The sequence below is a fragment of the Salipiger bermudensis genome (assembly GCF_020171625.1).
Taxonomy (GTDB): Bacteria; Pseudomonadota; Alphaproteobacteria; order Rhodobacterales; family Rhodobacteraceae; genus Salipiger; species Salipiger bermudensis_B.
On sequence record NZ_JAIUZY010000011.1, the window covers coordinates 123,587 to 149,502 of the forward strand.

At 67.9% G+C, this 25,916-nt stretch carries 27 protein-coding genes; 23 read left to right on the plus strand and 4 right to left on the minus strand.

Going from position 1 to position 25,916, the window contains the following annotated elements:
- Positions 1 to 136: 136 nt before the first annotated feature.
- From LCM15_RS17390 to LCM15_RS17485, 20 genes are all read left to right on the plus strand, one after another.
- Positions 137 to 751 (plus strand): hypothetical protein, encoded by a 615-nt coding sequence (locus tag LCM15_RS17390; protein WP_224858628.1) that lies wholly within the window; start codon positions 137 to 139, stop codon positions 749 to 751.
- 312 nt (positions 752 to 1,063) lie between these two features.
- Positions 1,064 to 2,065 (plus strand): phosphotransferase enzyme family protein, encoded by a 1,002-nt coding sequence (locus LCM15_RS17395; protein WP_224858630.1) that lies wholly within the window; start codon positions 1,064 to 1,066, stop codon positions 2,063 to 2,065.
- Complete coding sequence (locus tag LCM15_RS17400; RefSeq protein ID WP_224858632.1) at positions 2,062 to 3,372, plus strand: aspartate aminotransferase family protein; 1,311 nt, start codon at positions 2,062 to 2,064, stop codon at positions 3,370 to 3,372. Before LCM15_RS17395 ends, LCM15_RS17400 begins: the two co-directional genes overlap by 4 nt.
- Positions 3,373 to 3,725: 353 nt before the next feature.
- Positions 3,726 to 3,818 carry a pyrroloquinoline quinone precursor peptide PqqA gene (gene pqqA / locus LCM15_RS17405; RefSeq protein WP_007802657.1) on the plus strand — a complete coding sequence of 31 codons (93 nt, stop codon included), beginning with the start codon at positions 3,726 to 3,728 and terminating at the stop codon, positions 3,816 to 3,818.
- A 23-nt stretch (positions 3,819 to 3,841) separates the two neighbouring features.
- Positions 3,842 to 4,738 carry a pyrroloquinoline quinone biosynthesis protein PqqB gene (gene pqqB / locus LCM15_RS17410; protein WP_224858634.1) on the plus strand — a complete coding sequence of 299 codons (897 nt, stop codon included), beginning with the start codon at positions 3,842 to 3,844 and terminating at the stop codon, positions 4,736 to 4,738.
- A complete protein-coding gene (pqqC, locus tag LCM15_RS17415) occupies positions 4,735 to 5,484 on the plus strand; it encodes a pyrroloquinoline-quinone synthase PqqC (RefSeq protein WP_224858636.1) in 750 nt (249 codons plus the stop codon). The genes pqqB and pqqC overlap by 4 nt, the downstream gene beginning before the upstream one ends.
- Entirely contained in the window at positions 5,484 to 5,756 is a 273-nt protein-coding gene (gene pqqD / locus LCM15_RS17420) for a pyrroloquinoline quinone biosynthesis peptide chaperone PqqD (protein ID WP_224858638.1), read from the plus strand. The genes pqqC and pqqD overlap by 1 nt, the downstream gene beginning before the upstream one ends.
- Before the next feature lie 166 nt (positions 5,757 to 5,922).
- A complete protein-coding gene (pqqE, locus tag LCM15_RS17425) occupies positions 5,923 to 7,032 on the plus strand; it encodes a pyrroloquinoline quinone biosynthesis protein PqqE (protein WP_224858640.1) in 1,110 nt (369 codons plus the stop codon).
- A 388-nt stretch (positions 7,033 to 7,420) separates the two neighbouring features.
- A complete protein-coding gene (gene repA, locus LCM15_RS17430; RefSeq protein WP_224858641.1) occupies positions 7,421 to 8,596 on the plus strand; it encodes a plasmid partitioning protein RepA in 1,176 nt (391 codons plus the stop codon).
- Positions 8,596 to 9,576: a plasmid partitioning protein RepB gene (repB, locus tag LCM15_RS17435; RefSeq protein ID WP_224858642.1), complete on the plus strand. Its 981-nt coding sequence runs from the start codon at positions 8,596 to 8,598 to the stop codon at positions 9,574 to 9,576. The genes repA and repB overlap by 1 nt, the downstream gene beginning before the upstream one ends.
- A 181-nt stretch (positions 9,577 to 9,757) precedes the next feature.
- Positions 9,758 to 10,909: a plasmid replication protein RepC gene (gene repC, locus LCM15_RS17440; RefSeq protein WP_263619687.1), complete on the plus strand. Its 1,152-nt coding sequence runs from the start codon at positions 9,758 to 9,760 to the stop codon at positions 10,907 to 10,909.
- Positions 10,910 to 11,454: 545 nt separating this feature from the next.
- Entirely contained in the window at positions 11,455 to 12,120 is a 666-nt protein-coding gene (locus tag LCM15_RS17445) for a hypothetical protein (RefSeq protein ID WP_224858644.1), read from the plus strand.
- A gap of 248 nt (positions 12,121 to 12,368) precedes the next feature.
- A complete protein-coding gene (gfa, locus tag LCM15_RS17450; RefSeq protein WP_224858645.1) occupies positions 12,369 to 12,995 on the plus strand; it encodes an S-(hydroxymethyl)glutathione synthase in 627 nt (208 codons plus the stop codon).
- 115 nt (positions 12,996 to 13,110) lie between these two features.
- Positions 13,111 to 13,836 carry a LuxR C-terminal-related transcriptional regulator gene (locus tag LCM15_RS17455; protein WP_224858646.1) on the plus strand — a complete coding sequence of 242 codons (726 nt, stop codon included), beginning with the start codon at positions 13,111 to 13,113 and terminating at the stop codon, positions 13,834 to 13,836.
- 3 nt (positions 13,837 to 13,839) lie between these two features.
- Positions 13,840 to 14,997 carry an FIST N-terminal domain-containing protein gene (locus LCM15_RS17460; protein ID WP_224858647.1) on the plus strand — a complete coding sequence of 386 codons (1,158 nt, stop codon included), beginning with the start codon at positions 13,840 to 13,842 and terminating at the stop codon, positions 14,995 to 14,997.
- Entirely contained in the window at positions 14,994 to 17,240 is a 2,247-nt protein-coding gene (locus tag LCM15_RS17465) for a PAS-domain containing protein (protein ID WP_224858649.1), read from the plus strand. Before LCM15_RS17460 ends, LCM15_RS17465 begins: the two co-directional genes overlap by 4 nt.
- A gap of 187 nt (positions 17,241 to 17,427) precedes the next feature.
- Positions 17,428 to 18,108: a hypothetical protein gene (locus LCM15_RS17470; RefSeq protein WP_224858651.1), complete on the plus strand. Its 681-nt coding sequence runs from the start codon at positions 17,428 to 17,430 to the stop codon at positions 18,106 to 18,108.
- Positions 18,105 to 18,467 (plus strand): hypothetical protein, encoded by a 363-nt coding sequence (locus LCM15_RS17475; RefSeq protein WP_224858653.1) that lies wholly within the window; start codon positions 18,105 to 18,107, stop codon positions 18,465 to 18,467. Before LCM15_RS17470 ends, LCM15_RS17475 begins: the two co-directional genes overlap by 4 nt.
- 65 nt (positions 18,468 to 18,532) lie before the next feature.
- Positions 18,533 to 18,883, plus strand: coding sequence for an antitoxin Xre/MbcA/ParS toxin-binding domain-containing protein (locus LCM15_RS17480; RefSeq protein WP_224858655.1), 351 nt, complete (start codon positions 18,533 to 18,535; stop codon positions 18,881 to 18,883).
- Positions 18,883 to 19,398: an RES family NAD+ phosphorylase gene (locus tag LCM15_RS17485; RefSeq protein ID WP_224858657.1), complete on the plus strand. Its 516-nt coding sequence runs from the start codon at positions 18,883 to 18,885 to the stop codon at positions 19,396 to 19,398. The genes LCM15_RS17480 and LCM15_RS17485 overlap by 1 nt, the downstream gene beginning before the upstream one ends.
- Here LCM15_RS17485 and LCM15_RS17490 read toward each other — a convergent pair.
- Positions 19,395 to 20,207, minus strand: a complete 813-nt coding sequence (locus tag LCM15_RS17490; protein WP_224858659.1) for a quinoprotein dehydrogenase-associated SoxYZ-like carrier — start codon at positions 20,205 to 20,207, stop codon at positions 19,395 to 19,397. The two genes, LCM15_RS17485 and LCM15_RS17490, sit on opposite strands and share 4 nt — an antisense overlap.
- Positions 20,208 to 20,331: 124 nt before the next feature.
- Between LCM15_RS17490 and LCM15_RS17495 the strand changes: the two genes are divergently transcribed.
- Positions 20,332 to 21,336: a quinoprotein relay system zinc metallohydrolase 2 gene (locus LCM15_RS17495; RefSeq protein ID WP_224858661.1), complete on the plus strand. Its 1,005-nt coding sequence runs from the start codon at positions 20,332 to 20,334 to the stop codon at positions 21,334 to 21,336.
- A 293-nt stretch (positions 21,337 to 21,629) separates the two neighbouring features.
- Here LCM15_RS17495 and LCM15_RS17500 read toward each other — a convergent pair whose 3' ends face one another.
- The 3 genes from LCM15_RS17500 to LCM15_RS17510 form a co-directional block, all read right to left on the minus strand.
- Complete coding sequence (locus tag LCM15_RS17500; protein WP_224858663.1) at positions 21,630 to 22,103, minus strand: acyl-CoA thioesterase; 474 nt, start codon at positions 22,101 to 22,103, stop codon at positions 21,630 to 21,632.
- Between the two features lie 74 nt (positions 22,104 to 22,177).
- Positions 22,178 to 22,858, minus strand: coding sequence for a response regulator transcription factor (locus LCM15_RS17505; RefSeq protein ID WP_224858665.1), 681 nt, complete (start codon positions 22,856 to 22,858; stop codon positions 22,178 to 22,180).
- A 10-nt stretch (positions 22,859 to 22,868) separates the two neighbouring features.
- Positions 22,869 to 24,446, minus strand: coding sequence for a sensor histidine kinase (locus LCM15_RS17510; protein WP_224858667.1), 1,578 nt, complete (start codon positions 24,444 to 24,446; stop codon positions 22,869 to 22,871).
- A gap of 183 nt (positions 24,447 to 24,629) precedes the next feature.
- On the opposite strand from LCM15_RS17510, the gene LCM15_RS17515 reads away from it, so the two are divergent.
- A complete protein-coding gene (locus LCM15_RS17515) occupies positions 24,630 to 24,833 on the plus strand; it encodes a hypothetical protein (protein ID WP_224858670.1) in 204 nt (67 codons plus the stop codon).
- A gap of 248 nt (positions 24,834 to 25,081) precedes the next feature.
- Complete coding sequence (locus LCM15_RS17520) at positions 25,082 to 25,885, plus strand: ABC transporter permease (RefSeq protein ID WP_224858671.1); 804 nt, start codon at positions 25,082 to 25,084, stop codon at positions 25,883 to 25,885.
- Positions 25,886 to 25,916 lie beyond the last annotated feature (31 nt).

Genomic DNA, 25,916 nt, shown 5'->3' on the forward strand with positions numbered 1-25,916 from the left:
ATTCTAGACGCCCTGCGGCGATTGCCGAGAGTATGGGTGCGCTGTCGCATACCGAACAATACACCCAATGGTGGGTATTCCCCGGAATGGACCTCGCCGCCACCCTGTTTCATAGTCGGTGGCGGGAGGAAAGCTGATGTCTAAACGAAAATGCTATGCGGTTTTCGCAGTGCTCATGGGCTGTGCAACGGCCGGGAGCGCGGCGGATTTTTCCGACCCGACCTGGCCCTGCATCCAGCGCAAGGTCGAGCGGCTCTCGGTCGGGCTGATGTGGCCCGCGCCGCTTTCGGAAGAGGCGCTCGAGCCCGCCACCAAAGCCGCCGTCGGCGAGCTGGCCGAGACGCTGGCGCTGCGGCGCGTCGATCTCGAGGAGGCCCGAAGCAAGGTGGCCGCCTTCGCCGAGGCGCATGGCCACGACATGGCCCTGATGGGGGCTGTCTTCGAGCGGGTATTCGACCGGCTCTCCAGCCGCCGCACCCACATCATCGACGGCATCGGAGAGTTCTCTCTCGGCCAGATCGCGCTCTCGGAAAAGATCGACGGCGCCCGCGCCGAGATGGACAGCCAGATGGCCCAGCCCGAGCCGGATTTCGACCGGGTCGACGCACTCGAGGAACAGGTCGACTGGGACCAGCGCATCTTCACCGACCGGCAGAAGACCATCACCTATCTCTGCGAGACGCCGACTCTGTTGGAAAAGCGCCTCTACGCGATCTCGCAGATGCTGCAGGAGGCGGGGCAGAGCGGCTGAGGCCCCTGCCCCGGTCCAGCTCCCTCAGGCACGTCACTCCCTCGCGGCGCGTGACTAGGCCATAAGTTGTCGCGGTTTCGCCGCGCGCCCCGGCTCGCGGATCTTCGTCCTATTCTCCGGGCCGCTCGGGAGAGGCCGAAGCTCGGCCCCCGGGCGCGGCCCCTCTGTCGTAATCGTCCCGGCCACGGGACCGCTTTTTGTGCATATGCGCTGCGTGAACCCGCGCTTTCCGCGGTCGCATAAGCTGAAGAGTTGCAAGGCAAAGATTTGAAACCTAGCGAAGACCCGACTGCAAAGGAAAAGGGCACGGCAATGGCGGGACTATACGACGATGGATTTGTCGAGCGCCTGCGACAGGGGGTGCTGTCGCTGCGGGATCAGTGGGGCCTCGGCGCGGATTGCGACATCCGGCTTCTGACCCTGTCGGAGAACGCCACCTTCCTCGCCACCGATCCCGCCCGTGCCGCACCGATCGTCCTGCGGGTCCACCGCCCGGCCTATCACAGCCGCGCCGAGATCGAATCCGAGCTGGCCTGGATCAACGCGCTGCGCGACAGCGGCGCGGTCGACACGCCCGAGCCACTTCTGGCGGCGAATGGCAGCCACATCGCCTCGTTTCAGGATGGTGACGAGACCCGCCACGTCGTCGCGTTCTCGTTCATGCCCGGCAAGGAGCCCGAGGCCGGCGAGAGCCTCGCCGCGGGGTTCGAGATCCTCGGCGCGATCTCGGCCCGGCTACACGGGCAGAGCCGCACATGGCAACGCCCCGAGGGCTTCACCCGCAAGACGTGGAACTTCCAGAGCGCGTTCGGCCCCGATCCGCTCTGGGGCGACTGGCGTGCGGCGCTGGGTCTCACGCCGGAGCAGGAGGCGGTGCTCGAGCGGCTCTGCGGCGTGCTCGAGCGCAAGCTTGCCGCCTATGGCGAGACCCCCGACCGCTTTGGCCTCGTCCATGCCGACCTGCGCCTCGCCAACCTGCTCGAGGATGGCGACCGGCTGGGCGTGATCGATTTCGACGATTGCGGGCTGTCGTGGTATGTCTACGACTTCGCCGCCGCCATCTCGTTCCTCGAGACCGAACCCTATATCCCGGCGCTGCAGGAAGCGTGGGTCAGGGGCTACCGCTCGGTTGCCCCGCTGGATGACGCGCATGTGGCGATGATCCCCACCTTCATCCTGTTCCGCCGCCTGCTGCTCACCGCGTGGATCGCAAGCCACGCCGAAACCGCGACCGCCGCGGAGGCCGGCCACGCGGCCTATACGCTTGGCACCGTGGCACTGGCCGAGGCCTATCTCGCGGAGCACGACGCATGAGCCGGGTTCGCCAGATCCTCGACATGAACGCCTTCGACGCCTCGACCGGCGGGGACGGCGCGGTGAAGCGCCGGCTGGACAATCTCGGCGCCGCCTCAGTGCTGTTCTACCGCGAGCCGATCGAGATGGTCGCCGCCCGCGGCGCGTGGATGGAGGCGCGCGACGGGACGCGCTACCTGGATTTCTACAACAACGTGCCCTCGGTGGGGCATTCCCATCCCGAGGTGGTCGCGGCGATCAGCGCGCAGGTGGCGCGGCTCAACACCAACACCCGCTACCTCGTGGAGATCGTCGACGACTATCTCGAGGCGCTGAAGGCCAAGCTGCCGCCTGACCTGTCGAACGTGGTGATGACCTGCTCGGGCAGCGAGGCCAACGACCTCGCCATTCGAGTCGCCCGCGCGGTCAGCGGCAGACATGGCCTCATCGTCACGGACACCGCCTATCACGGCAACACCGCGCTGGTGACCGAAGCCTCGCCCTCGGCGCTCAGGCGCAGCCCCCTGCCCGATCACGTGGTCACGGTGCCCGCTCCGGGGGAAGCGGCCTACGGTGAGGACATCGCCGGGGGCTTGCGCGCCGCGGTGGTGGCGGCGATGCAGACGCTGGAGGCGCGCGGGCACGGCATCGCGGCTTTCCTCGCGGATTCGATCTTTTCCTCCGATGGCATCTTCGCCGACCCGGCGGGCTTCCTGCAGCCGGCGGTGAAAACGGTGCAGGCGGCAGGCGGGCTTTACATCGCCGACGAGGTGCAGCCGGGGTTCGGGCGGACGGGCGATGCGTTCTGGGGCTATGAGCGTCATGGCCTCGCGCCCGACATCGTCACCATGGGCAAGCCGATGGGCAACGGCTTCCCGATGGCCGGCATGGCGGCGCGCCCGGAGCATCTTGCGATGTTCTGCGAGGATGTGGGCTATTTCAACACCTTCGGCGGCAACCCGGTGGCCGCCGCCGCCGGACGCGCGGTGCTGAGGGTGATTGCCGCGGAGGGCCTGCAGGAGAACGCGCGGCGCGTCGGCGCGCATCTGAAGGCCGGGCTGGCGCAGATCGCGGCGGGCTCGGACAGGGTGACGGCGGTGCGCGGCGCGGGGCTGTTCCTCGGCGTCGATCTCGGGGCGCAGGACGGCTCGGGCGCGCCGGATGCCGACTACACGGTGCAGGTGATCGATCGGATGCGCGAAGCCCGCGTGCTGATCGGCGCGGCGGGGCAGTTCGGCGCGACCCTCAAGGTCCGCCCGCCGCTGTGCCTGAGCATGGCCGAGGCGGATCGGTTCCTCGAGGCCTTCGCGGGGGCGGTCAGGGACTGAACACGAAGCTCCCCGCGCGGACTCTAGGCCGCAGGCCGCCGCGCGATCGGTCATGCTAAAAGCATAAGACCCGCCCCGCGCTGGCGATCTGCGGAAATCAGCGATCAGTGTCGAGGGCCTTCGGACGTGGCCGGGATAAACCGAGGGAGTCCAAGCTCCGAACGCCACCCCGCGGACCGGCGCCCGCGCGGCGTCTCATCCGAGAAAACCGACCCTTTCGCCGCGAATTCCACCCCTGTTACCGACCAAAGTATCGGCTCGTCTTAGAAGATAAGAATAGCCAACCCGCCCCCGCCTTTGCCAAGCTGTCCCCGTTCAGCCGAGTCATCGGCACCCTAGAGGAGGAGAGAACCATGGCCTGGAACAAGCCTGTCATCCGCGAAATCGAGTGCGGCATGGAAATCAACATGTACGGCCCGGAACACGACGACGGCGTCCTGTTCTGATCAGCCGCGCGCGGGAGGACGTGATGCAATTCCGCGCGCGCATTCTCGGGGCCGCGGCCGGGGGCGGCCTGCCGCAGTGGAACTGCGGTTGCGGGAACTGCCGGCGCGCCCGTGCCGGAGAGATCCCGGCGCAGACCCAGAGTTCGCTCGCCGTCTCGGCCGATGGTGAGAACTGGGCGATCCTCAACGCCTCGCCCGACATCCGGGCGCAACTGGCCGCCACTCACGAACTGCACCCCACCGGCCTGCGCGACATGCCGCTGCGCTCCGTGCTGCTGACCAATGGCGATATCGACCACGTGGCGGGCCTGCTGACCTTGCGCGAGATGCAGCCTTTCACGCTCTTCGCCACCGCCGGCATCCACGAAGTGCTGGCCGCGAACCCGATCTTTTCCGCCCTGAACGCGTCCGTCGTGACCCGCGCCAACGTGGCGCTCGAGGCCCCGGCCGAGATCGTTCCGGGCCTGACCGCCACGCTCTTTGCCGTGCCGGGAAAGGTGCCGCTCTACATGGAGGGCGAAACGGTCGAGACCGACCTCGTGGGCGAGCAGACCGTGGGGGTCGAGCTGAAGACCGAGGCCGAGACCGTCTATTACATCCCCGGCTGCGCCCTGCTGAACGACGCCCTGCGCGCGCGCCTTCAGGGGGCCTCGCTGATCTTCTTCGACGGCACGCTCTGGCGCGATGACGAGATGGTGCGCGAAGGCCTCGGACAGAAGACCGGCAGACGCATGGGCCACATGTCGATGAGCGGTGACGACGGCTCCATCGCCGCCTTCGCGGGGCTCGACATCGGCCGCAAGGTCTTTGTCCACATGAACAACACCAACCCCGTGCTGCGGCCCGGCTCGGAAGAGCGACAGGCGGCGGAGGCGGCGGGATGGATCATCGGTCAGGACGGTATGGAGGTGACGGCATGACCCAGACACACGCAGAGTTCGAGGCCCGGCTGCGCCAGATCGGCGCCGAGCGCTATCACGATCTGCACCCGTTCCATCACCGGCTGCATGGCGGCGACTGCAGCCCCGACGAGGTGCGGGCCTGGGTCATCAACCGCTACTACTACCAGCATTCGATCCCGATGAAGGACGCCGCCTTCATGTCCCGCGTCGAGGACCCGGACCTGCGCCGCGCGTGGCGCAGCCGCATCGAGGATCACGACGGCACCGAGACCAACGAGGGCGGCATCCGCCGCTGGCTGCGGCTGGCCGAAGCGGTGGGGCTCGATCCCGACTATGTCGCCTCCCGCGAGGGCGTTCTGCCGGCGACCAAGTTTGCTGTCGACGCCTATGTCCGCTTCGTGCGCGACAAGACCCTGCTCGAGGCGGTGGCGGCGTCCCTGACCGAACTCTTCGCGCCGAAGATCCACGCCAACCGCATCGAAGGACTGCTGAAGAACTACGCCTTCGCCGACGAGTCGTCCCTCTCCTACTTCCGCAACCGTCTGACCGAGGCGCCCAAGGACGTGGCGTTCGGCCTGCAATGGGTGCTCGACCATGCCGACACGCAGGAAAAGCAGGACGCCGCCGCCAAGGCGCTGATCTTCAAGACCGATGTGCTCTGGTCGCAGCTCGATGCGCTTTGGGGCGCCTATGTGGAACCCGCCCGCATCCCGCCCGGCGCGTGGCAGCCGGGCGAGGGCCTTGCCAGCGCGCAGGCGGCCTGATGCAAGAAGGCGAGATCCCCACCCTGCCCCGCGGCGTGCGCCTGCACTGGGACCGGGTGCGCGAGACTTGGGTGCTGCTGGCGCCCGAGCGCGCCATCACCCTCGACCAAGTCGGCCACGCCATCCTGTCGGAGGTCGACGGGCACCGCAGCTTCGGCGAGATCACCGCCGGGCTCGCCGCGAAGTACAACGCGCCTCAGGAGCAGATCGCCAAGGACAGCGCCGGATTCCTCGGTGCCCTGAGGGAGCGGCGGTTCCTGGAGGTGTCGTGATGCCTCCAAAGCTCCGCTCGAACCGCAGCGCCCTGCCCACCGGCGGGCGCCTCAACGCCATCCCGCGCCGATCCTTCGGCAGCCCGCACGACACCCCCTCACCCATGCCAACGGTCGCAAACGCCCCCGCAGGGGCGGACGTGGCCCTCCGCCAACGGGACCAGCCATGACCACAGCCCGCCCCCCCATCGCCATGCTGGCGGAACTCACCCACCGCTGCCCGCTGTCCTGCCCCTATTGCTCGAACCCGATCGAGATGGCGCGGCAGGAGACCGAGCTTGCCACCCAGGACTGGGCCCGCGTCTTCGCCGAGGCCGCCGATCTCGGCGTGCTTCAGCTTCACCTCTCGGGCGGCGAGCCCGCCACCCGGCGCGATCTCGAAACGCTTGTGCGCGCGGCGCGAGAGGCCGGCCTTTACACCAACCTCATCACCTCGGGGATCGGGCTGACGGAGCGGCGGCTCGACGCGCTCGATCAGGCCGGCCTCGACCACGTACAGCTGTCGCTGCAAGGCACGACGCCCGAGATGGCGGACGAGATCGGCGGCTACAGGGGCGGCTTCAAGCGCAAGATGCAGGTCGCCGAATGGATCGGTGCGATCGGCTTTCCGCTGACGCTCAACGCCGTGCTCCACCGCCGCAACCTGCACCAGCTGCCCCGCGCCATCGAGATGGCGGTCGAGATGGGCGCGCGGCGCATCGAGGTGGCCACCGTGCAGTTCCACGGCTGGGCGCTGAAGAATCGCGACGCGCTGATGCCGACCCGCGAACAGGCCGCAGAGGCCACGCGGATCGTGCAGGAGGCTAGGCTGCGCCTCAAGGGCACACTGGTGATCGACTACGTGCCGGCGGATTACCATTCCGACTATCCCAAGCGTTGTATGGGCGGCTGGGGCTCGACCGGGCTCAACGTTACCCCCGACGGCCAGGTGCTCCCCTGCCACGCGGCCCAGACCATCCCGCATCTCAGCTTCGACAATGTCCGCGACAAACCGCTCTCCGAGATTTGGTACGAGGGCGCCGCCTTCAACGCCTATCGCGGCACCGACTGGATGCCCGAGCCCTGCGCTTCCTGCGAGCGCAAGACCGTCGATTTCGGCGGCTGCCGCTGCCAGGCGATGGCTCTGGCGGGCGATCCGGCAGCCACCGACCCGGTCTGCATCAAGTCGCCCCACCATGTCGACCTGCAGGCCCGGGCCGAGGCGCACGCCGCGGCCGACGGCGCCGCACTGGTCTACCGCGCCGCGCCCGGCAAGGCCCCCGAACCCGCCGAATAACGCTCTCGCCCGGCAGGGGGTCGCGATTCCGGCGCAGAAGAGCCGGATAAGGCTCTGACTCGGCCAGAATCGGAGCCCCCTGCCCTCTTCGCGAGTCGGCGCCTGGATCCGCGCCGGAGGCCCAAGCCCCCAGAATTGCGATGTGAAATGGCAACTTGGAAAAACACCGCCTTTTCCGGGGCTTGCAACCCGAAGTTCGTTATTTTTTATAGATTTCAGAGATTTACGCGAACTCTTGCACTTGGCATCTGAACTGACCCAAGATGCCCCAGTTCCCTCCCCCGCCACTGAGGCGAAGGAAACTGTGGACAACCTGCCCTTCTCTTGCGTAAAGAAACGGTAATAAAAGCGCTGACGAAAAACAGCGTTACCGAAAATGAGGGCAGACGTGGCGGATACCATACATATCAACGCGCGTGTACGGGAGAACGCCGAAGCACTGACTTCGGCGCTGGAAGACCACATGCTCAAGGTCTTCGCCCCCGACGCGCGCAAGGAACTTCGGCGCTTCTCCGCAGGGGAAGCGGCCGAACTGCTTGGTATCTCGGCCAGCTTCCTGCGCAAGCTCCATTTCGACAACCGCATCCCCGAGGTTCATACCACGCCCGGCGGAAGACGACACTATTCCGCCGCCGATGTGCTCCAGATCCGCAAGGTGCTCGACAGCACCGCGAAGACCAAGGGCACCTACCTGCGCGGCCGCCGCGAGGGCGACAAGGTGCAGGTGCTGTCCTTCCTCAACTTCAAGGGCGGCTCGGGCAAGACCACCTCGTCGATCCACACCGCGCAGCGGCTCGCGCTCAAGGGTTATCGCGTGCTTTGCGTCGATATCGACCCGCAGGCCTCGCTGACCACGCTGTTCGGCTACCGCCCCGAGTATGATTTCCTCGAGTCCGGGACGATTTACGACGCGATCCGGTACGACGATCCGCTACCACTGAGCCAGATCATCCAGCCGACCTTCTTCACCGGCATCGATCTGGCCCCCGGCGGGCTGATCCTGCAGGAATTCGAGCATGAGACGCCGCAGGCGCTGATGACCAACGTGCAGCCCGCCTTCTTCGCCCGCATGGCCGCGGCGCTGCAGGAGGTCGAGGCGAATTACGACGTAATCATCTTCGATTGTCCGCCGCAGCTTGGCTATCTCACCATGTCGGCGCTTTGTGCCTCGACCGGGGTGCTGATCACCATCGTGCCGAACATGCTCGACATCGCCTCGATGTCGCAATTCCTGCAGATGAGCGCCGACCTGCTCGACGTTGTGTCGAATGCCGGCGCCAGCATGGAATTCGACTTCCTGCGCTTCATGATCAACCGCTACGAGCCCAATGACGGCCCGCAGCAGCAGGTCGTGGCCTTTCTCCGCCAGCTTTTCGGCGAGGAGGTCATGGTCAACGCCATGCTCAAGTCCACGGCGATCTCGGATGCCGGTCTCACGCAGCAGACCGTCTACGAGGTCGACCGGAGCCAGTTCCACCGCAACACCTACGACCGCGCGGTGGATTCACTGAATCAAGTCAATGACGAGATTGAGTCGCTCATTCAGAAAGCATGGGGGCGCTGATGGCACGCAAGGGAATTCTCGAACCACGCATCACACCGCTGGGCGGCGGATCGGCTCCAACCGACCGGAAGAGCGCCGCCGAGGCGCGGATGATGCCACGCGGCGCGGTCGGCGCGCTGCAATCCTCGCTCACCAAACTGCAAGAAAACGCGGTGCAGGAGGTGGACCCCGCGCTGATCGACGATGCCGGCTACGAAGACCGGCTCGGGATCAACGACGAGGCGCAGAACCAGCTGAAAGAGAGCCTGCAGACCTATGGTCAGCAGGTTCCCGTGCTTTTGCGCCCCCACCCCAAGAGCGCCGGACGCTACGAGATCGTCTATGGCCGGCGCCGCCTCAGGGCGCTGCGCGACCTTGGCCTCAAGGTCAAGGCGATGGTGCGCCAGCTCGACGACCACGCGTTGGTCATGGCGCAGGGCCAGGAAAACACCTCGCGGCAGGATCTGAGCTTCGTCGAAAAAGCCAGCTTCGCGGCGCAGCTGCAGGAGGGCGGCTATGACCGGCAGACAATCGCCGCGGCGCTGTCGATTGACCTGCCGATGGTCAGCCGGATGCTCAAGGTGGGCACGGCCTTCTCGCTGCCCTTCCTGCGCCGCATCGGCTCGGCCCCCGGAATCGGGCGCGATCGCTGGATGAGCCTGGCCAAGCTGCTGGAGGACGGCGCCGCGCAGACCCGTGTCGAGAGCGCCATGGCCGCCCCGGGCTTCGAGGAGCTCGATTCCGACGCCCGCTTCGAGGAGGTGTTCGGCGCCGCGCAGCGCAAGACCGCCACCCCGGCCAAGGCCCCTGCCCCGCGTCCGCGCACCCTGCGCACGGTGGATGGCGCACCGCTGGCCGAGATCCGCAGCACCGGACGGGGCCTGACCCTGACCGTCCCGTCGAAAACCGCAAACGGCTTCGACCGCTGGCTCGACAAGCAGGCGGAAGAGATCATCAAAGAGCTTCACGACCGCTGGCAAAGCACCCGGTCGGAGGACTGAGAGCAGTAGAAAGATAACAAGGAGGCACGAGAGGACAGGCGACAAAAGAAAAGCCCCCCAGGATTGATCCCGGAAGGCCCTTCTCGAACGTAGCAATTTGAGTTAGCCGCCAGACCCGGACTCTGTCAACCATGCATCGCGGTGCAGGGGCGGAGAATTGTTGTCTTTCGTGAAATGTCACATGGAAAACACGTCCCGACCCCCGTTCGGGCGACCGGTTGCGGCTTGTCTGCCGTCATCGGACGCCTCGCAACGGCACACTCCCCCTATGCCCGACAAATGGGCGCTGTTGCGCGACCTGACCACCGGCGCCGAGGCGTTCGGTCTTGGTCATCGCACGCTGTCGGTGCTGAAGGCGCTGCTGACCTTCTGGCCGGAGCGCGAATTGCCCGGCGACCCCGACGGTGCGATCGTCTTTCCGTCGAACCGGGTGCTGTCCGAGCGGCTTTCGGGGATGCCCGAGAGCACGTTGCGCCGGCATCTGGCCAAGCTCGTCGAGATCGGCATTGTCAGCCGTCACGACAGCCCCAACCGCAAGCGCTATGCCCGCGGACAGTCTGGTGTGATCGGCATCGCCTTCGGGTTCGATCTCTCCCCCCTCGCCCGCCATGCCGAGGAATTCGCCTCGGCCGCGGCCCTCGTGACCGCACAGCGCGAGCGCATTTCGGTGCTGCGCGCCAAGCTCGGGATGCTGCGGCACCGTCTGACCGAAGATGGCGCCCCGGACGAGCTGATCGACGCGGCGCGGCTGATGCTGCGCCGCCGGGCCTCCGAGCAGGATCTGGCCGGCCTCGTGACCCGCCTCGAGGCCGCGATCCCTGCCCCGGATGCCGTAACGCCCACGCCCCAGCCCGTCACGGAAACAACCAGAATGAGCGCCAGCGCCGCCCGAAATGAGCGGCACATACAAGAAACAGATAAAACTATTTCTGACTCTGAGTCCGCGCCCTCGTCTGACGCAGCGCTCACCGAGAGCGCGGGATCTGCAGAGAAGGTGACAGCGATCACCGTTCCGATGATCACCGAAGCCTGCCGAGAGTATCGGGCCTTCTTCCCCGATCAGCCACGAGGCTGGCACGATGTCGTGTCGATTTCCCAGAGGCTGGCGCCGATGCTCGGGATCGATCCGCCGGTGCTGCAGGAGGCGCAGCGGATCATGGGCCATGAGCGCGCCGCGGCGACGGTGCTCTGTCTGCTCGAACGCGCCAACGAGATCCGAAAACCCGGCGCCTACCTGCGACGGCTGACACAGGTGGCACGCAAGGGCAGCTTCTCGGTCGGTGCGATGCTGTCGGCGGCCAGTCGGCGCGCGCCCGTGCCGGCCTTTGCCTGATGGCGGGGGAACGGTGGTGTTGGGTCACGACGCTGATGCGCGGGTGTGGCGTGTGAAGGCCGGACATCGAGGTGCTCCGCTTTGCATGGCCTTCTGCGCTGCCGGGGCTGGATCGTCGCCGGAATGGTGATGCTTGCTGTCCATTGGACGGAAAGACTTGCGTACGGGCCGCGAGACCGGCATAGGTTTGGCAGGGCCTCAGAGCGGAGGCCGGGCGATTGGTCCCTGTCTCTGCGCGATCGAAGCGGGTGACGGCCGAATTGTCAGCCGGTCCGGGCCAAAACCCTCCAAAACCACCTGAAAACAGGCGAAAATGGGCAAATTGTCAGCTGACAATTTGGAAATTCGCGTCTTTTCAAACGCTTAGCCAAAAGGCGCTCCGGCAAACTGAGAAAACGGCTGACAATTCGTTGCGACCCTTGGCTGTGTTCCGGCAAAACGGCGTCTTGGCTACACTGAAGCTCCACGGGCGCGGCCCGACATGACCCGAGAGCGATGATGAGCCCGACATCCACGCCGCCTGCCACGATAGACGGAACCGCCGGATGACGGCGGCGCTCGACGTTCCGGGCGCGATGCTTCGCAGTCGTGATCTGCTGGCGCTTCGCGACATCGCGCTGGCGTCGCACGACCCCTGGTCACCGTGCCAGGTCATGTTGGTTGCCGATTTCCGTCCATCGATGCTGCGCGGGCTGATCCGCGCGTTTCGCTCCGTGGCCGCCGCCGAGGCGCTGGTGCTGGTGGGCTGGCGGGTGGCCGAGGCTGGCGGGCAGGTGGGGCTTCTGGCGGTCGGCTGGGGCGCGCCGGTGCTGGTGGCGCCGTCGAGCGGGGCAGGGGCGATGCCAGAGGTCATCACGGGGCTGGTGCGGGCGCATGATCTCGCGGCAGCGAATGCCATGGCCGGCTGCCTCGACGATCCGCCGCTGGACCGGAGCCTCGTATCGCTCGACCGGCTGACAACCGATGGCGAGCTTATCATCGCCTCCGGCTTCGAGACCCCCGGAGCGGCACTGTCGCGGCGGCTTGGCATGCTGAGCGACACCCACGTGCTGAGGCTGATCCGGATCACCGACCTGTCGTTCACCGGCGAGGTGCAGGACGATCCCGAGGCGCCCGAGCTGCCCGGTGTCAGCGCGATCTCGCTCGATGCCTGCCTGCCGCCCGACGCAATCGCGCGTGTGTTGCGCCCGGACTGGTGGCAGCCGCGCTGACGGGACAAACGTTGCGGGGCTATCCCTGAGAACTTGTCGGTTCGCCTGCGAGTTTCCGGTTTGAATTTACTTTCCGTCCGCGAAATCGGCAATTCCCTTGTCCAAAAGGACAGCACTCTGCGGAGACCTCGGCATTTTCGACTTCAGGCCGATACGAAAGGGTGTCTTGTCCGAGCGCCGGGCCGGGCGCACGCTGAAATGCGGGCGACGCATGGAGACGCCGCTCAATAGGGAGGAGAACTCGACAGATGGGAATTCTCGACAAGATCTTTGGCGGCCAGACCGAAAGCGCCGCTCCGAAATACAGCCACGTGAAGATTCACCCGGCGGTCGATGGCGGGGTCAAACCCGCGAGCCCCGGCTTTTCCGGCGGCACGCTGAAATGCAAATGCCCAAGCGATCAGGTGGTGGTGAAGCTCGACGCGCAGACCGCGCACAATCACGTCTGCGGCTGCACCAAGTGCTGGAAGCCCAAGGGCGCGATCTTCAGCCAGGTGGCGGTGGTCGGGCGCGACAAGCTCAAGGTCGCCGCGCATGAGGAAAAGCTCGAGATCGTCGACGCCTCGGCCGCGATCCAGCGCCATGCCTGCAAGGGATGCGGCGTCCACATGTATGGCCGCATCGAGAACACCGGTCATCCGTTCCACGGGCTCGATTTCGTCCATACCGAGCTGTCGCCGCAATCCGGGTGGGCGCCGGCGGAGTTCGCGGCCTTCGTGTCGTCGGTGATCGAATCCGGGGTCGACCCCGACCGCATGGACGAGATCCGCGGGCGGCTGCGCGAGCTTGGGCTGGCGCCCTATGACTGCCTGTCGCCGCCGCTGATGGATGCCATTGCCACCCATGTCGCCAAGCAAAGCGGCGCGCTGCACTAGCGACGGCTGACACCCAGTGCGTGGCCCCGCGAGACGCTGCCGCCCGTGTCGGGGCCACAACACCATTGCGCGAATGAAATCGGCTGCCTAACCTTCCTTCCGGGAGGACATTTCAATGAAGGACGTTTCCGAGGCCCGCATGCCGGGCGCCGTTCGGTCGGTCATGATCGTGGACGACCATCCGCTCTACAGCGATGCGCTGGCAGCGGCGATCCAGCTGGTGTTTTCCGAGTGCCGGATGGAAAAGGCCCAGACCCTCGGCGCGGCGCTGGACCTGATCGAGGCCGGGCTGGCACCGGATCTGGTGATGTTCGACCTCAAGCTGCCGGATGTCTGCGGCATCTCGGGGTTCCAGCGCTTGCGAGAGGCACTGCCGGATGCGCCGATCCTGGTGATCTCGTCGCTGACCTCGGCGCAGGTCGTGCAAGCAGTGATGGAGGAGGGCGCGGCGGGCTTCTTGCCCAAGGATGCGCCTTCGCCGATGCTGCGGCAGGCCCTGCGCGAGATCGCGGGCGGGGCGACCTATGTGCACCCGGGCTACCAGAGCAGCGCCGCATCCGGCGCGGAGGACATGCCGTTCGAGGCGCTGCACCCCAAGCTCGCCGAACTGACCCCGCAGCAGCAGCGCATCATGAAGTTGATCTGCGCCGGCAAGCCCAACAAGCAGATCGCCTACGAGCTGTCGTTGGCCGAGGCCACGGTCAAGGCCCACATTACCGCGCTGCTGCGTCGGCTCGGGGTGCAGAACCGCACCCAGGCGGCGGTGCTGGTCGAGAACTCGGCCCCGGCCACCACGATCGGCGCCGGCGAGGCCGACGCGCAGGCCTTCCTGAGCCGCTGAGCCATGCGCGACGATCAGACGCCGCCGCGCTTCGTGCAGGTTGCCGCCTCGCGCCAGCGCGTCGCGCAGGCGGCGGTGCAAGAGGCGCTGGCCGGGATCGACCTGCACGAGACCTGCTTCCTGCTCGCCCTCGTGCCCGACGGGCTGTCGCTCGAGGCGGTGGCGAGCGCGCTCGACGACGGGGCAGGGGGGGTGCCGGTTTTCGGCTGCACGACGGCTGGCACGATCACCACCGAGGGCTACGAGACCGAAGCGCTCTTGCTGCTGGCCTTCCCGCGGGCGCATTTCCGCTGCGCCTCGATGCTCATCGCGCCGCTCAAACCGATGTCGATGAAATCCATCGCCAGCGAGCTGCGCAACCACGCCGCCCGCTTCCGCCGCACCGCGGGCTGGAACCGGCTGGCGCTGATCTTTGCCGACGGTCTGTCGAAGCAGGAGGACCTGCTGGTCGCCACGCTCGAGGCGGCGCTTGGAGAGGTGCCGGTGTTCGGCGGCTCGGCGGGCGACAACCTGTCCTTCCGGGAAACCTTCGTCCTGCACGAGGGGCAGTTTCACACCAACGCCGCGCTGCTGCTGCTGCTCGAGACCGACCTCGCGTTCCAGGGGCTGGGGTTCGATCACTTCCTGCCCACCGACGTGCAGATGGTGGTCACCAAGGCGCTGCCCGACGAGCGGCTGGTGCTCGAGATCAACGGTGCGCCGGCGGCGCTGGAATATGCCCGCCTCATTGGCCGCCCGGTGGAGCAGCTCTCACCGGAGGTGTTTGCCGAGAACCCGATGCTGGTGCGGCAGAACATGAACTACCACGTGCGCGCCGTGCATGACGCGCCGGGGGCGCACGCGCTGTCGTTTCTCGGGGCCATCGATGACGGGCTGATCCTGACGCTGGGCCGCGGCAAGGAGATCCTCGAGACGCTGGAGGCCGGGCTCGACGTGAAGGGCCCGCGCGCGGTGGCGCCTGATTTCGTGCTGGGCTTCGATTGCGTGCTGCGCAAGCTCGAGATCGAGCAGAAGCATCTCGGCGCGCAGGTCAGCGAGATCTTTCGCCGGCGCCGGGTGCTGGGGTTCAACACCTATGGCGAGCAGCATTGCGGGGTGCATGTGAACCAGACCTTCGTGGGCGTCGCCTTCTTCGAGCCGGGGAGGCACAGCTTCGCATGATCGACCCGGACGAACCGCTCGACATCCAGCTCGCCCGGCAGGCCAAGATCATCGACGCGCTGATGCGCCGTGCCAACCGGCAGCACGAGGTCGGCAGCTCGGCCTATGGCGCCTTCCAGTCGGCCATCGCGCTGCAGGGTCAGATCTGGGCCAAGACCCGCGATCTCGAGCGCACCACCGACGAGCTGCGCCATGCCCGCGACGACACCCTGCGGATGCGCAAGAACCTCGCCGACGCGCTGGCGGCGATGGATGGGGGCGTTGCGCTGTTCACCGCCGGGCGGCTCGAGGTCTGCAACGACATCTTCCAGGCGCTGCTGCCCGACATCTCGGAACGGCTGCAGCCGGGGCTGGAGATCGACGCCTGTTTCGCCGCCATGGCCGACAGCCTCTATCTGGTGACCGTGGAGGGCAGTTTCGACACCGCGCTGGCGCAGGCGAGGCGGGGCAGGGTGGGGGCCTCGGTGGTGTCGCTGGTGATCGAGCTGGTGGGCGATCGCTGGTACCAGATCAACCTGCAGCGCACGAGCGCCGAGAACATGGTGCTGCTGCTCACCGAGATCACCACCATCGTGCGCCGCAACCGCTCGGAGAAGGAGAGCCTGATCGACCGTCAGGCCGACTATCTTCAGGCGGTGTTCGAGAACATGACGTCCGGGGTCTGCACCTTCTCGCCCGAGGGCGAGGTGATGATGTACAACCAGCAGTTCCGCCAGCTTCTGGGGCTGCCCTACACCATGCTGCAGCAGGGCTCGGACCTGCACCGGATGCTTGACTTCGTCGCCCAGCACGCGCTCATCACCGAGGCCGAGAATTTCGATATCGGCTACTGGCTCGAGCGGCTCGAGCGGCAGGGACGGCTGCGCCGCCGGGTGCGCCATGCCACGGGACGGATGCTGGACCTGCACGCGCACCGGCTGCCCGATGGCGGGGTGCTGCTCGAACTCAAGGACGTCACGCTCGAGACCCGGGCCACGGTGATGCTGGAGAACCGGGTGGCCGAGCGCACCACCGAGCTGACCCATGCCAATGCCCAGCTGCGCCAGCAATTCGCCGAGATGGCGCGGGTCGAGGAGGAACTGCGCGTCGCCAAGGAGCGCGCCGAGGCGGCGGTGTCGTCCAAGACCCGGTTCCTCGCCGCCGCCAGCCACGACCTGTTGCAGCCGATCAATGCCGCCAAGCTGCTGATCGCCACGCTGAAGGACAGCGCCGCCGAGAGCCGGTTCGCGCCGATGATCGAGCGGCTCGACGGATCGTTCGCCTCGATCGAACAGCTGCTGCACTCGCTGCTCGACATCTCGCGGCTCGATTCGACGGACCGCGCGCTGACGCCCTCGGATGTGTGTCTGGGCACGCTGATGCGCAGCGTCTGGGAGGACCAGACCCCGGTGGCGCAGCGAAAGGGGGTGCAGCTCGACGTGGTGCCGAGCATGGTCTTCGTGCGCTCGGACCCGGTCTACCTGCTGCGCTCGATCCAGAACCTCGTGGTCAACGCGCTGCAATACACCCCGGAGGGCGGTCGGGTGCTGGTGGGCTGCCGCCGCAAGGGCGGCGCGGTGGAGCTGCAGGTCTGGGACACCGGCATCGGCATCAGCCGCAAGGACCAGAAGCGGATCTTCGAGGAGTTCGCCCGCGCCGACAACGTGCCGCTGGGCTCGGGCGTGGGGCTGGGCCTGTCGATCGTCGACCGCACCTGCCGCCATCTCGGGCACAAGGTGCGGGTGCGCTCGAAGCCGGGGATCGGCTCGGTCTTCTCGGTCGAGATGGAAGCGGCCGCCGGCCGGCGAATGGAGCCGCAGGAGCGCTGCGACACGGCCCCGGCGAAGGTCGAGACCGAGGCCGAGATGGACCACCTCATCGTGGTGATCGAGAACGACCCGGACGTGCTCTTCGCGCTGACCGGAAAGCTCGAGCAATGGGGGGCGAGCGTGTTCGCGGCGCGCTCGGCGGCGGAGGCGCTGACCCATGTGCGCGACATGGGCATGGCGCCCGACATCGTGCTGGCCGATTACCAGCTCGACGATGGCGAGACCGGGGACCGGGCGATTGCGGCGGTGCGGGCCGAGTGCGGCGTGCGCGTGCCGGCGATCATGATCACCGCCGACCGCAGCAACGCGCTTCTCAGGCGCGGCGCGCGGGAGGGGTTCTCGGTGCTGACCAAGCCGGTGCAGCTGTCGCGGCTGCGTCCGCTCATCGAGTGGAAGGTGCGCTGGCAGGCGCCAGAGGAGGGCACGGCGCGGTGACGGTGCGGTGACGGCGGCTGTCGCCGCCGTTCCGCCGGGGGGCCAGCCCCCCGGACCCCCCGGGATATTTCCGGCCAGAAGAAGGGCAGGCGGTGGCGCGGGGAGGATAGCCGGGCGCGGCACCGACAAAAGTCGGCAATGACAGGCGGGGCAGGGGGAATAGCATGGCGGCGGGAGGATTCACATCATGCGCAAGACACTGGCCCTCGTGGCGGCACTTGGCTGTTTCGCGGTCTCCGGCGGGGCGGCAACGACGGAGGCGGAGCAGACCTATGATCTGTTGTTCAAGGGCGGCACGCTCGACGCGGTGAGCCGCGACGCGGAGCTGACCTACTCGCGCGAGGTGCGCAACGCGGCCAGCCCCGAGGCGGCGGCGCGCGACACCGGCGCCATCGCGCTGTCCTTCGAGGAGGGCGAGGCGGTGCTGGCGACGCTGGAGTTCCGGCAGGACGGCAAGCACCGCACGCTCGGCAGCTTTCCGGCCAGCGTCGGCAACCCGATGATCATGGTCTTCTATGAAAGCGTGATCCGCGACATGGCGGAGACCGCCGGCGGCTCGCCCTTCTACATCCGCAACCGGGTCAAGGAGGCGCTGGTGCAGCCGGCGGAGATCGAAACCGGCGAGGCGGTGCTGGACGGCGAGACGGTCGCGACCCAGACGGTCACGCTGCGGCCCTTTGTCGACGATCCGAACCGCGACCGGATGATGGGCTTCGGCGATCTCGAGCTGCGCGTGACCATGTCGGAGGAGGTGCCGGGGTGGTATCTCAGCCTCGTGGCAGAAGCGCCGGGGGCAGAGGGCGCGGAGGGGGCGGGGGAGGAGGGTTACCTCTCGGCGATGCGCTTCGAGCAGGTGTCGGAGCAATGATCCGGGCGGTCGTGCTCGGCCTTGTGTTGGGGTTCGGCCTGGGGCCGGGCGGCGCCGCGGCGCAGAGCGTGGCGGAGCGGCTCAACGACTACCCCACCGAGGCGCGGGCGGATTATGTCTTCGGCTGCATGGCCGCCAACGGGCAGAGCCGGCAGGCGCTGCGGCAATGCGCCTGCTCGATCGACGAGATCGCCGCGATCCTGCCCTACGAGGCCTATGTCGAGGCGGAGACCGTGCTGTCGATGCGGCTCACCGGGGGCGAGCGCATGGCGGTGTTCAACAGCGCCGTGGCCGCCAACAATCTGGTGGTCGAGCTGCGCCGGGCGCAGGCCGAGGCCGAGGTGGTGTGTTTCTTCTGAGCTCTTGCGATTTCCCGGTTTGCCACCCATATTGACGGAAGTTGCGTCAGAAGGGGTGGCATGGCATGGATCTTCAGCGGGTTTCCGACCAAGGGGTGTTCGCGCCGCGGCTGATGGCGCAGAGCCTGCGCACCACGGTCGACGAGATCGCCCAGACCGCCGGTCTGGGCCGGGACGCGCTGACCCGCGCCAATCGGGTCGGCACGCCGCGCACCCAGAAGCGGCTGCGCGAGATGGTCGAGATCCTCAACCGCGTGGCGCCGCGCTTCGGCTCCGACCTTCTGGCCTATGCCTGGTACCGCTCGACGCCACTGGCCGGGTTTGGCGAGGCCACCGCGATGCAGCTCGTGCGCGACGGCCATGCCGACCGGGTGCATCTCTATCTCGACAGGATGGACGCGGGCCTTTTCGCCTGATGCAGTTCCGCGGCACGCTCTATCGTGCGCTGTCCCCCTACTGGGCCTATCGGCCACTGTCTGGCGACGGGGCGAAGCAGTTCGGCGGCCGGTTCAACCGCCCGGGCCGGGCGGCGCTCTACCTCGCGGGCAGCGTCGAGACGGCACTCAACGAGGTGCAGCAGGCGGGCATGTTCGCGCCAGTGACGCTGGTCGCGGTGGCGGCGGATCTCGAGCCGCTGTTCGACGGGCGCGACACGGCGGCGCTCTCGGAGTTCGGTGTGGTGCCAGTGGATCTGGCGATCCCGGACTGGGCGACGCGACAGGCCGTGGAGGGGCAGGCGCCGACGCAGGCGCTGGCCGAGCGTCTGGTGGAAGCGGGGTTCTGCGGCATGGTGGTGCCGAGCTTTGCGCCCGGCGCGAGACCGGAGGCGTGGAACACGGTCCTGTGGCGCTGGGGCGCGGAGCCGCCACACCGGCTGCGGGTGATCGACGAGCAGGACCGGCTGCGCCACCCGCCGGCGCAGCCGCTCTAGCTTTCGAGCTTGGGCAGCTCGGTCTCGAAGGCGTTGCCCTCGGTGTCGCTGGCCCGGACGGTCAGCGCCGGCGCGCCGTTGTCGAGATAGCTGAAGCGGAACACCGGGTTCTCGCTGATCGAGATGCCGCCCTCCATCGTGAAGAGCTGCTCGTCGCCCTGCCAGACCTCGAGATGATCGATGAAATGCGCCGGCATGAAGAGCTGGGTGATCTGGTCGCGCTGCAGGCCGGAATAGTTGGGGTGTCGGATCTGGATCTGGGCCTCGCGCCGGGGCTCGGACATGGCGGGCGTCTCGGTCGCGCCGAACAGCCGCAGCTTCATCTGGCCCATGTTGGCGCGCGCCACCTCGGGGTCGCGGGTGGCCGGTGCCGAGCAGCCGCCCGAGGCCTTCACGAAGCGCCCGCCCATGCGCAGCCCCTCGAGGGTGTCGGCGATGACGCGGACGTTGGAGTACTGGTTGACCCGCACCCGCATCTCGAAATCGAGCGGCGCCATGGCGGGCGAGAAGGTGAATTCGCCGGCGACCGGGGCGGGGTTCTCGTCGATCACCACGGTGGCGCGCTCGATCTGGGCGGCGGGGTCGGTCTGCACGATGTGGATCGGCACCGTTGCGGCGTCTTCGGCGCGGTAGGGGGCGTCGACGGAAAACAGCCCGTCGGCGGGGGCGATCAAGGCCTCGCCGACGATGTCGCCCCGCAGGCTGTCCCATGTCGGGCTGTCGGTCAGCGGGTTCTGCACGTCTGCGGCGAGCGCCGGAAACGCTAGGGCGGCCGCCAGAAGCGCGCCCGGGATGGTCAGGCGGTCCATGCTTCTCCTCCTCGCACGGGATACCGTAGGATCATGCCACGGATCGGTGACTCGCGGTACCGAGCACTTGGTCGGTGTGGATCACGCCTGTGTGTGGCGCGAGGCTGTGGCGGGGAGGCGCGCGATGTTCGAGGCGGTTGTGATGATCTGTGCGGCGCTGGCGGGCGAACCCTGCCGCGCGGCGCTGGTGCCGGGCTCCGAGGCCGAGACCCTCGCGGGCTGCGAGGCGGCGCTGGAGGCGCGACCGGTCGAGGGCGCGGCCTGCCGGGCCGCGGGCGGCGCGCTCGCGGTCGAGGAGGTGGCGCCGGGCGTCTTTGCGCATGTCGGCCGGATCGAGGAGCCGGATGCCGAGAACGGCGGCGATGTGTCGAACCTCGGCTTCGTGATCGGCGAGGCCTCGGTGGCGGTGATCGACAGCGGCGGGGCGGCGTGGATCGGCGAGGCGCTGTGGCGGGCGATCCGGGCCGAGACCGCGCTGCCGGTGCGGCATGTGATCCTCACCCATGTGCACCCCGATCATGTGTTCGGGGCGAGCGTCTTCGCGGGGGCCGAGGTGGTGGGGCATGCGGGTCTGGCGCGGGCGCTGGCGGAGCGGCAGGACAACTACCTCGAGAGCTACGCCCGCGAGATCGGCCTGCCGCTGTTCCTTGGCACCCGCGCGCCGGAGGTGACGCGCGCGGTCGAGGGGGGCACTCTGATCGATCTCGGGGGCCGGGTGCTGGAATTGCGTGCCTGGGAGACGGCGCATAGCAGCACCGATCTGACGGTGCTGGACCGGGCGACGGGAACGCTCTTTGCCGGGGATCTGGTGTTCGACCGGCACGTGCCGGCGCTCGACGGCAGCCTGCGGGGCTGGCAGGCAGTGCTGACGGAGATGCAGGCGCTCGAGGTGGCGCAGCTGGTGCCGGGGCATGGCGGGCCGGTGCTCGACTGGCCCGAAGGCAGCGCGCCGGTGCTGGACTATCTCGATACGCTGGCCGCGGATGCGCGCGCGGCGATCGATGCAGGGACACGGCTGGGAGAGGCGGTGCAGCAGATTGGGACGGGCGAGGTGGGGGAGTGGGCCCTGTTCGAGGCGTACAACGCCCGCAACGCGACGGTCGCCTATACGGAGCTCGAGTGGGAGTAGGGGCGCGCGGGCGTTTCTCTGATCTGGGTTCCTTAGACCACGCGTGGCGGTGACCAGCGGGCAGATATGCGCCTGTCATCCAGAGGTTCGAGCGTTGTCGAAATGCGGCTTCAAGCCCGAAGGGCGCCGCGCCGCCGTCATCTTGAAAGCGTGACGACGGCATGACCCGCCCGGAAGGGCGGGCGATGTGGTCGGGCTGGCGCGTCGTCGTGAGGGGCTTCGGACCCGGCCGGGACAAATCTTGAGGGTCCGAGCGTCGGATCGTCCCGCCGCTGGCCCGCGAGGCCGCTCGCTTAGCCTTCGGACGCCTTCTGCAGCTCTTCCGAGAACTGCCGACGCAGGCGGCGGCGGACACCGGCGGCGCGGTTGCGCTTTTCCTCGGTCTCGGTGAGGATCTTCAGCTCGGGCACCTGCGCCGGTTTGCCGTCATCGCCCATCGCCACCATGGTGAAGTAGCACGAGTTGGTGTGGCGCCGCGTGCCCTTGCGGATATCCTCGGCCTCGACCCGGATGCCGATCTCCATCGAGGTGTGCCCGACATGGTTCACCGCGGCGCGGAAGGTCACCAGCTCGCCCACGTTGATCGGCTGCTTGAAGGTCACCTGATCCACCGACAGCGTCACCGCGTAGCGCCCGGAAAACCGCGAGGCACAGGAAAACGCCACCCGATCGAGCAGGTTGAGAAGCGCGCCACCATGCACCTTGCCGCTGAAATTCGCCATGTCCGGCGTCATCAGAACGGTCATCTCAAGCTGCCTTTGGTCCATTGGTCGCTCCTGTTCCTGCATCCCCGGTGTTTCGCCAAACCGGCGCGAGCGCGCAAGGCCAAACTGCCGCCGGGTCAGCGGGTGGGGGCGGTGCCTTCGAGACAGAAGCCGCGATTGCGCAGCGTGGTGATCTCGAAGCCGAAATCCGAGGCCGGCTGCAGTTTCTTGCGCAGGTAGCCGATATAGACGTCGACCACGTTTTCCGAGCGCGACTCGCCGGCCCAGAGCGCATCGAAGATGGTGCCGCGGGGCAGGGGAGTGCCGGCATGGTCGGCCAGCAGGGCCAGCAGCGCGAACTCGCGCTCCGTCAGGTGCTCGGCGCGGGTGTCGGTCACGAGGCTCTGGTCCTGCGCCCTCAGTCTGGCGGGGGAGGGGCGCAGCGCGGCGACGCGGCGCTCCTGCACCTTGAGCCGCGCCACCAGCTCGTCGAAGGAGAACGGCTTGACGACGTAGTCATCGGCCCCCGCCTCGAGGCCCGCGGCGCGGTGCTCGACCTCCGAGAGCGCCGAGAGCATGACGATGGGCAGCTGCGCGCCGCCGGCGCGCGCGGCGCGCACCAGCTCGATGCCGCTGTCGGCGCCGAGCATGACGTCGACCACGGCGGCCGCGTAGCGGCGGCCTGTCAGCTCGGACAGGGCGGTGTCGGCGCGGTTGCGGGTCTCGACCACGTAGCCGTGCAGCCCCAGCCCGCGCGCCAGGGCGGAGCAGATCTCGGGGTCGTCATCGACCACCAGGAGGGGGGCGGCTTTGGTCATGGCGCGGAGCTTACGCGCTGGCCGGCGGAAGGCGAACCGAGATTTTCGTCCCGGGTGCGTCGCCGAGAGCGGCCTCGCGGGGCAGGGGGCTTGTCACCGAAATGCTGCCGCCCTGCTGCTCGACCACCCAGCGGGCCAGCGCGAGGCCCAGCCCGAAGCCCTGCGCCGTGCCGCCGGAGCCTTGCGCGAAGCGGTCGAAGATCCGCGCCTGATCGGCGGGCGCGATGCCGGGGCCGTTGTCGCTGACCTCGACCGCGCCGTCGGGGGTGACCTCGAGGCGCAGCGCGCCGCCGCTGCGGGCGTGGCGGATGGCGTTGCGGATCACGCCCACGATCACCTGCCGCAGCCAGTTGCGGTCACCCAGCACGGTGACTTCGGGGCTGTCGGGGGCGGTGACGCTGAGGCCCGCGTTCGACAGCTCGGCGGCGGTTTCGGTGAGGGCGTCCCGCGCCAGCGCCCCGAGATCGACCGGCGCGGTGTCGAGCCCGAGCTGGCCGGTTTCGGAGCGGGCGATGCGCAGCAGGTCGTCAATGCGCCGGTTGAGGCGGGTGGCGCGGGTCTCGATGGTGGCGAAGGCGGCCTGCGGATCCGGCGCGCCCTGCCGGCCAAGCTGGGCCTCCATCAGGATGACGGTCAGCGGCGTACGCAGCTCGTGCGAGATGTCGGCGAAGAAGCGGCGGCGGTCCTCGTCGGTGCGCTCGAGCCGCGCGTTTGCGGCGCGTAGGGCCTCGGTGCGCTCTGCGATGATCTGGTTCAGGCGGGCGCGGTCCTCGGCCACGGCCTCGGCGCGGGTGGCGAGGGCCTCGGCCATGCGGTTGGTCTCGGCATAGAGCTGGCCGATCTCGTCGCGGCGGTCGTCGGGCAGGCGAAAGGCGAAATCCTCGCCCCGGATGCGCTGTGCGGCGGCCCGCAGCGCGTCGAGCCGGCGGAACTGCGGTCGCACCAGCCCGAAATAGACCGCGGCGCAGAGCAGCACCGCCGCCAGCGCCATGATGAGCGCCACCGTGGTCAGGCGCTGGCGCAGCGTGTCGATGCCGGTGAGGATCTCGCGCCGGAGGCGTTTTTCCACGGTCACCGCCTCGGACAGCAGCGGTTCGAAGCCGGAGGCGAAGGTGTCGAGATGGGCGCGCAGGCGGTCGCGGTCGTCCGTCGCGGAGACCAGCCCGTCATGGGCCTGCGCAAACCGCGCCTCCATCCGCGCGATCGACAGCGAAAGGGTGGCGCGGCGGGTCTGGGCGTCGAGCCCGAGGCTCTCGGCGCTGGCGACCTCCTGATCAAGCCCGGCGCGCAGGCGGGCGAAGGTCTGACGCAGGTTTTCGGCGACGGTTCCGGTGCGCTCGGCGCGCATCTCGGGCGGCTGACCGCGCTGGATCACCTCGGCGGCGATGACGATGAAGCTGGAGACCTGCGTCGAGAGCACGGCATAGTCCTCAAGGCGCCGCTCGGCGGCAAGGGCGCTGTCGAGCCTGTCGGAAACCTGCGCCATGCCGAGCACCACCATGCCCGCGGTGAGCAGAGTCGCGAGGGTCAGAAGCCCTGCGGCAAGCCCGAGCTGGGCTTTGAGCGAGAGGGTTGGCAGAGCACGCATTAACATTTGGTCAGCTTTGTTTACCTTTAGTTAACGCCCAAGATGTGGCATTTTGCGGCACTCGCTGACGAAAATTTAGCCTCATGCTGCGTTGCAGCATGGCTGACACAAATGGCTTGAACCACTTTTCATACTGCCTGCGTGACTCTGACACCGCATCACGTCCCAACCCGCGAGGCAAACATGATTGAGCTTCTTTTTGTGGCCTGTCTGTCGACGGCGCCAGATCAGTGCCAAGAACGTCGTCTGCTGTTCACCGAAATTTCTCCCATGACCTGCATGATGGGCGCCCAACCCGAGCTTGCGAGATGGACCCAGACGCATCCTGCCTTCCGGGTGACCGGCTGGAAATGCAAGATCGTCAACCCGAACGAAAAAGAGATCTGATCCCGTCGCGTGGCCCTGTCGGGGGGCCGGCCGCGTGACACCTTTTTTATTCCTTTCCGGTTTCCGGAGTTTGTGACTTTGCGAGCGTAACCAGTGTTTCTCCCGCCGGTGTGGGGGCGCATCGCAGGCTGGGCAATTACGCCCATCCTGCGGTGAACGCGCCGAAAATGCGCCTCCTCCCTTAGGAGCAATTGACGCCGCCCGATCGAGCGGCCACCCTTCCCGACGGAGGCAGGGTGAGGAGACCCGTGCAGGGACACGACACGGCAGAGCGCTGGCAGCGCAGGGGGCCTGCCACGCGCCGGGCCCCCGGGAGCATCGCGGTGACCGTGATGTCGCTCTGCGGGCTGGGTCTGCTGTGGATCCTTGCCGCCTTTCTCACCGATGACGCGCAGGTGCTGCCGCAGCCGTGGGACCTGATCGCGCCGTTTGCGCAGGCGCTCGGGTCGGGCGAGCTGCTCTACCATCTGGGCCGCACGCTTGGCCGCGTGGCCTGGGCCTTCGTGCTGGCGATGAGCCTTGGCGTCGCGCTGGGGCTCGCGATGGGGCGGCTGCCGGCGCTCGACCGCTGGCTCGATCCGTGGCTGGTGATCTTCCTGAACCTGCCGGCGCTGGTGCTGATCGTGCTGTGCTATCTCTGGATCGGCCTGACCGAGACCGCCGCCATCGTCGCCGTCACGCTCAACAAGATCCCGAACGTCGCCACGGTGATCCGCGAGGGCGCCCGGGCGCTCGATCCGGGGCTCGACGACATGGCGGGGGTCTACCGGATGCCCTGGGCCACGCAGATGCGCCACGTGGTGCTGCCGCAGCTCGCGCCCTTCGTCACTGCCGCCGCGCGCTCGGGCGTCGCGGTGATCTGGAAGATCGTTCTGGTGGTCGAGTTCCTTGGCCGCTCGAACGGCGTGGGCTTCCAGATCCACCTGTATTTCCAGCTCTTCGACGTGGCCATGGTGCTGGTCTACGCCTTCTCCTTCATCGCGGTGATGCTGGCGGTGGAGTGGCTGGTGCTGCAACCCTGGGAGCGCCGGGCGCGCCGGTGGCGGGGCTGACCCGGCGCCATGCCCGCAAGAAATCTCACTG

What these genes read in the sequence shown, in the direction of transcription:
- LCM15_RS17390 (WP_224858628.1), top strand. Translation starts at nt 137, where the DNA reads ATGTCTAAACGAAAATGCTATGCGGTTTTCGCAGTGCTCATGGGCTGT.
- LCM15_RS17395 (WP_224858630.1), top strand. Translation starts at nt 1,064, where the DNA reads ATGGCGGGACTATACGACGATGGATTTGTCGAGCGCCTGCGACAGGGG.
- LCM15_RS17400 (WP_224858632.1), top strand. Translation starts at nt 2,062, where the DNA reads ATGAGCCGGGTTCGCCAGATCCTCGACATGAACGCCTTCGACGCCTCG.
- pqqA (WP_007802657.1), top strand. Translation starts at nt 3,726, where the DNA reads ATGGCCTGGAACAAGCCTGTCATCCGCGAAATCGAGTGCGGCATGGAA.
- pqqB (WP_224858634.1), top strand. Translation starts at nt 3,842, where the DNA reads ATGCAATTCCGCGCGCGCATTCTCGGGGCCGCGGCCGGGGGCGGCCTG.
- pqqC (WP_224858636.1), top strand. Translation starts at nt 4,735, where the DNA reads ATGACCCAGACACACGCAGAGTTCGAGGCCCGGCTGCGCCAGATCGGC.
- pqqD (WP_224858638.1), top strand. Translation starts at nt 5,484, where the DNA reads ATGCAAGAAGGCGAGATCCCCACCCTGCCCCGCGGCGTGCGCCTGCAC.
- pqqE (WP_224858640.1), top strand. Translation starts at nt 5,923, where the DNA reads ATGACCACAGCCCGCCCCCCCATCGCCATGCTGGCGGAACTCACCCAC.
- repB (WP_224858642.1), top strand. Translation starts at nt 8,596, where the DNA reads ATGGCACGCAAGGGAATTCTCGAACCACGCATCACACCGCTGGGCGGC.
- repC (WP_263619687.1), top strand. Translation starts at nt 9,758, where the DNA reads ATGGAAAACACGTCCCGACCCCCGTTCGGGCGACCGGTTGCGGCTTGT.
- LCM15_RS17445 (WP_224858644.1), top strand. Translation starts at nt 11,455, where the DNA reads ATGACGGCGGCGCTCGACGTTCCGGGCGCGATGCTTCGCAGTCGTGAT.
- gfa (WP_224858645.1), top strand. Translation starts at nt 12,369, where the DNA reads ATGGGAATTCTCGACAAGATCTTTGGCGGCCAGACCGAAAGCGCCGCT.
- LCM15_RS17455 (WP_224858646.1), top strand. Translation starts at nt 13,111, where the DNA reads ATGAAGGACGTTTCCGAGGCCCGCATGCCGGGCGCCGTTCGGTCGGTC.
- LCM15_RS17460 (WP_224858647.1), top strand. Translation starts at nt 13,840, where the DNA reads ATGCGCGACGATCAGACGCCGCCGCGCTTCGTGCAGGTTGCCGCCTCG.
- LCM15_RS17465 (WP_224858649.1), top strand. Translation starts at nt 14,994, where the DNA reads ATGATCGACCCGGACGAACCGCTCGACATCCAGCTCGCCCGGCAGGCC.
- LCM15_RS17470 (WP_224858651.1), top strand. Translation starts at nt 17,428, where the DNA reads ATGCGCAAGACACTGGCCCTCGTGGCGGCACTTGGCTGTTTCGCGGTC.
- LCM15_RS17475 (WP_224858653.1), top strand. Translation starts at nt 18,105, where the DNA reads ATGATCCGGGCGGTCGTGCTCGGCCTTGTGTTGGGGTTCGGCCTGGGG.
- LCM15_RS17480 (WP_224858655.1), top strand. Translation starts at nt 18,533, where the DNA reads ATGGATCTTCAGCGGGTTTCCGACCAAGGGGTGTTCGCGCCGCGGCTG.
- LCM15_RS17485 (WP_224858657.1), top strand. Translation starts at nt 18,883, where the DNA reads ATGCAGTTCCGCGGCACGCTCTATCGTGCGCTGTCCCCCTACTGGGCC.
- LCM15_RS17490 (WP_224858659.1), bottom strand. Translation starts at nt 20,207, where the DNA reads ATGGACCGCCTGACCATCCCGGGCGCGCTTCTGGCGGCCGCCCTAGCG.
- LCM15_RS17495 (WP_224858661.1), top strand. Translation starts at nt 20,332, where the DNA reads ATGTTCGAGGCGGTTGTGATGATCTGTGCGGCGCTGGCGGGCGAACCC.
- LCM15_RS17500 (WP_224858663.1), bottom strand. Translation starts at nt 22,103, where the DNA reads ATGGACCAAAGGCAGCTTGAGATGACCGTTCTGATGACGCCGGACATG.
- LCM15_RS17505 (WP_224858665.1), bottom strand. Translation starts at nt 22,858, where the DNA reads ATGACCAAAGCCGCCCCCCTCCTGGTGGTCGATGACGACCCCGAGATC.
- LCM15_RS17510 (WP_224858667.1), bottom strand. Translation starts at nt 24,446, where the DNA reads ATGCGTGCTCTGCCAACCCTCTCGCTCAAAGCCCAGCTCGGGCTTGCC.
- LCM15_RS17515 (WP_224858670.1), top strand. Translation starts at nt 24,630, where the DNA reads ATGATTGAGCTTCTTTTTGTGGCCTGTCTGTCGACGGCGCCAGATCAG.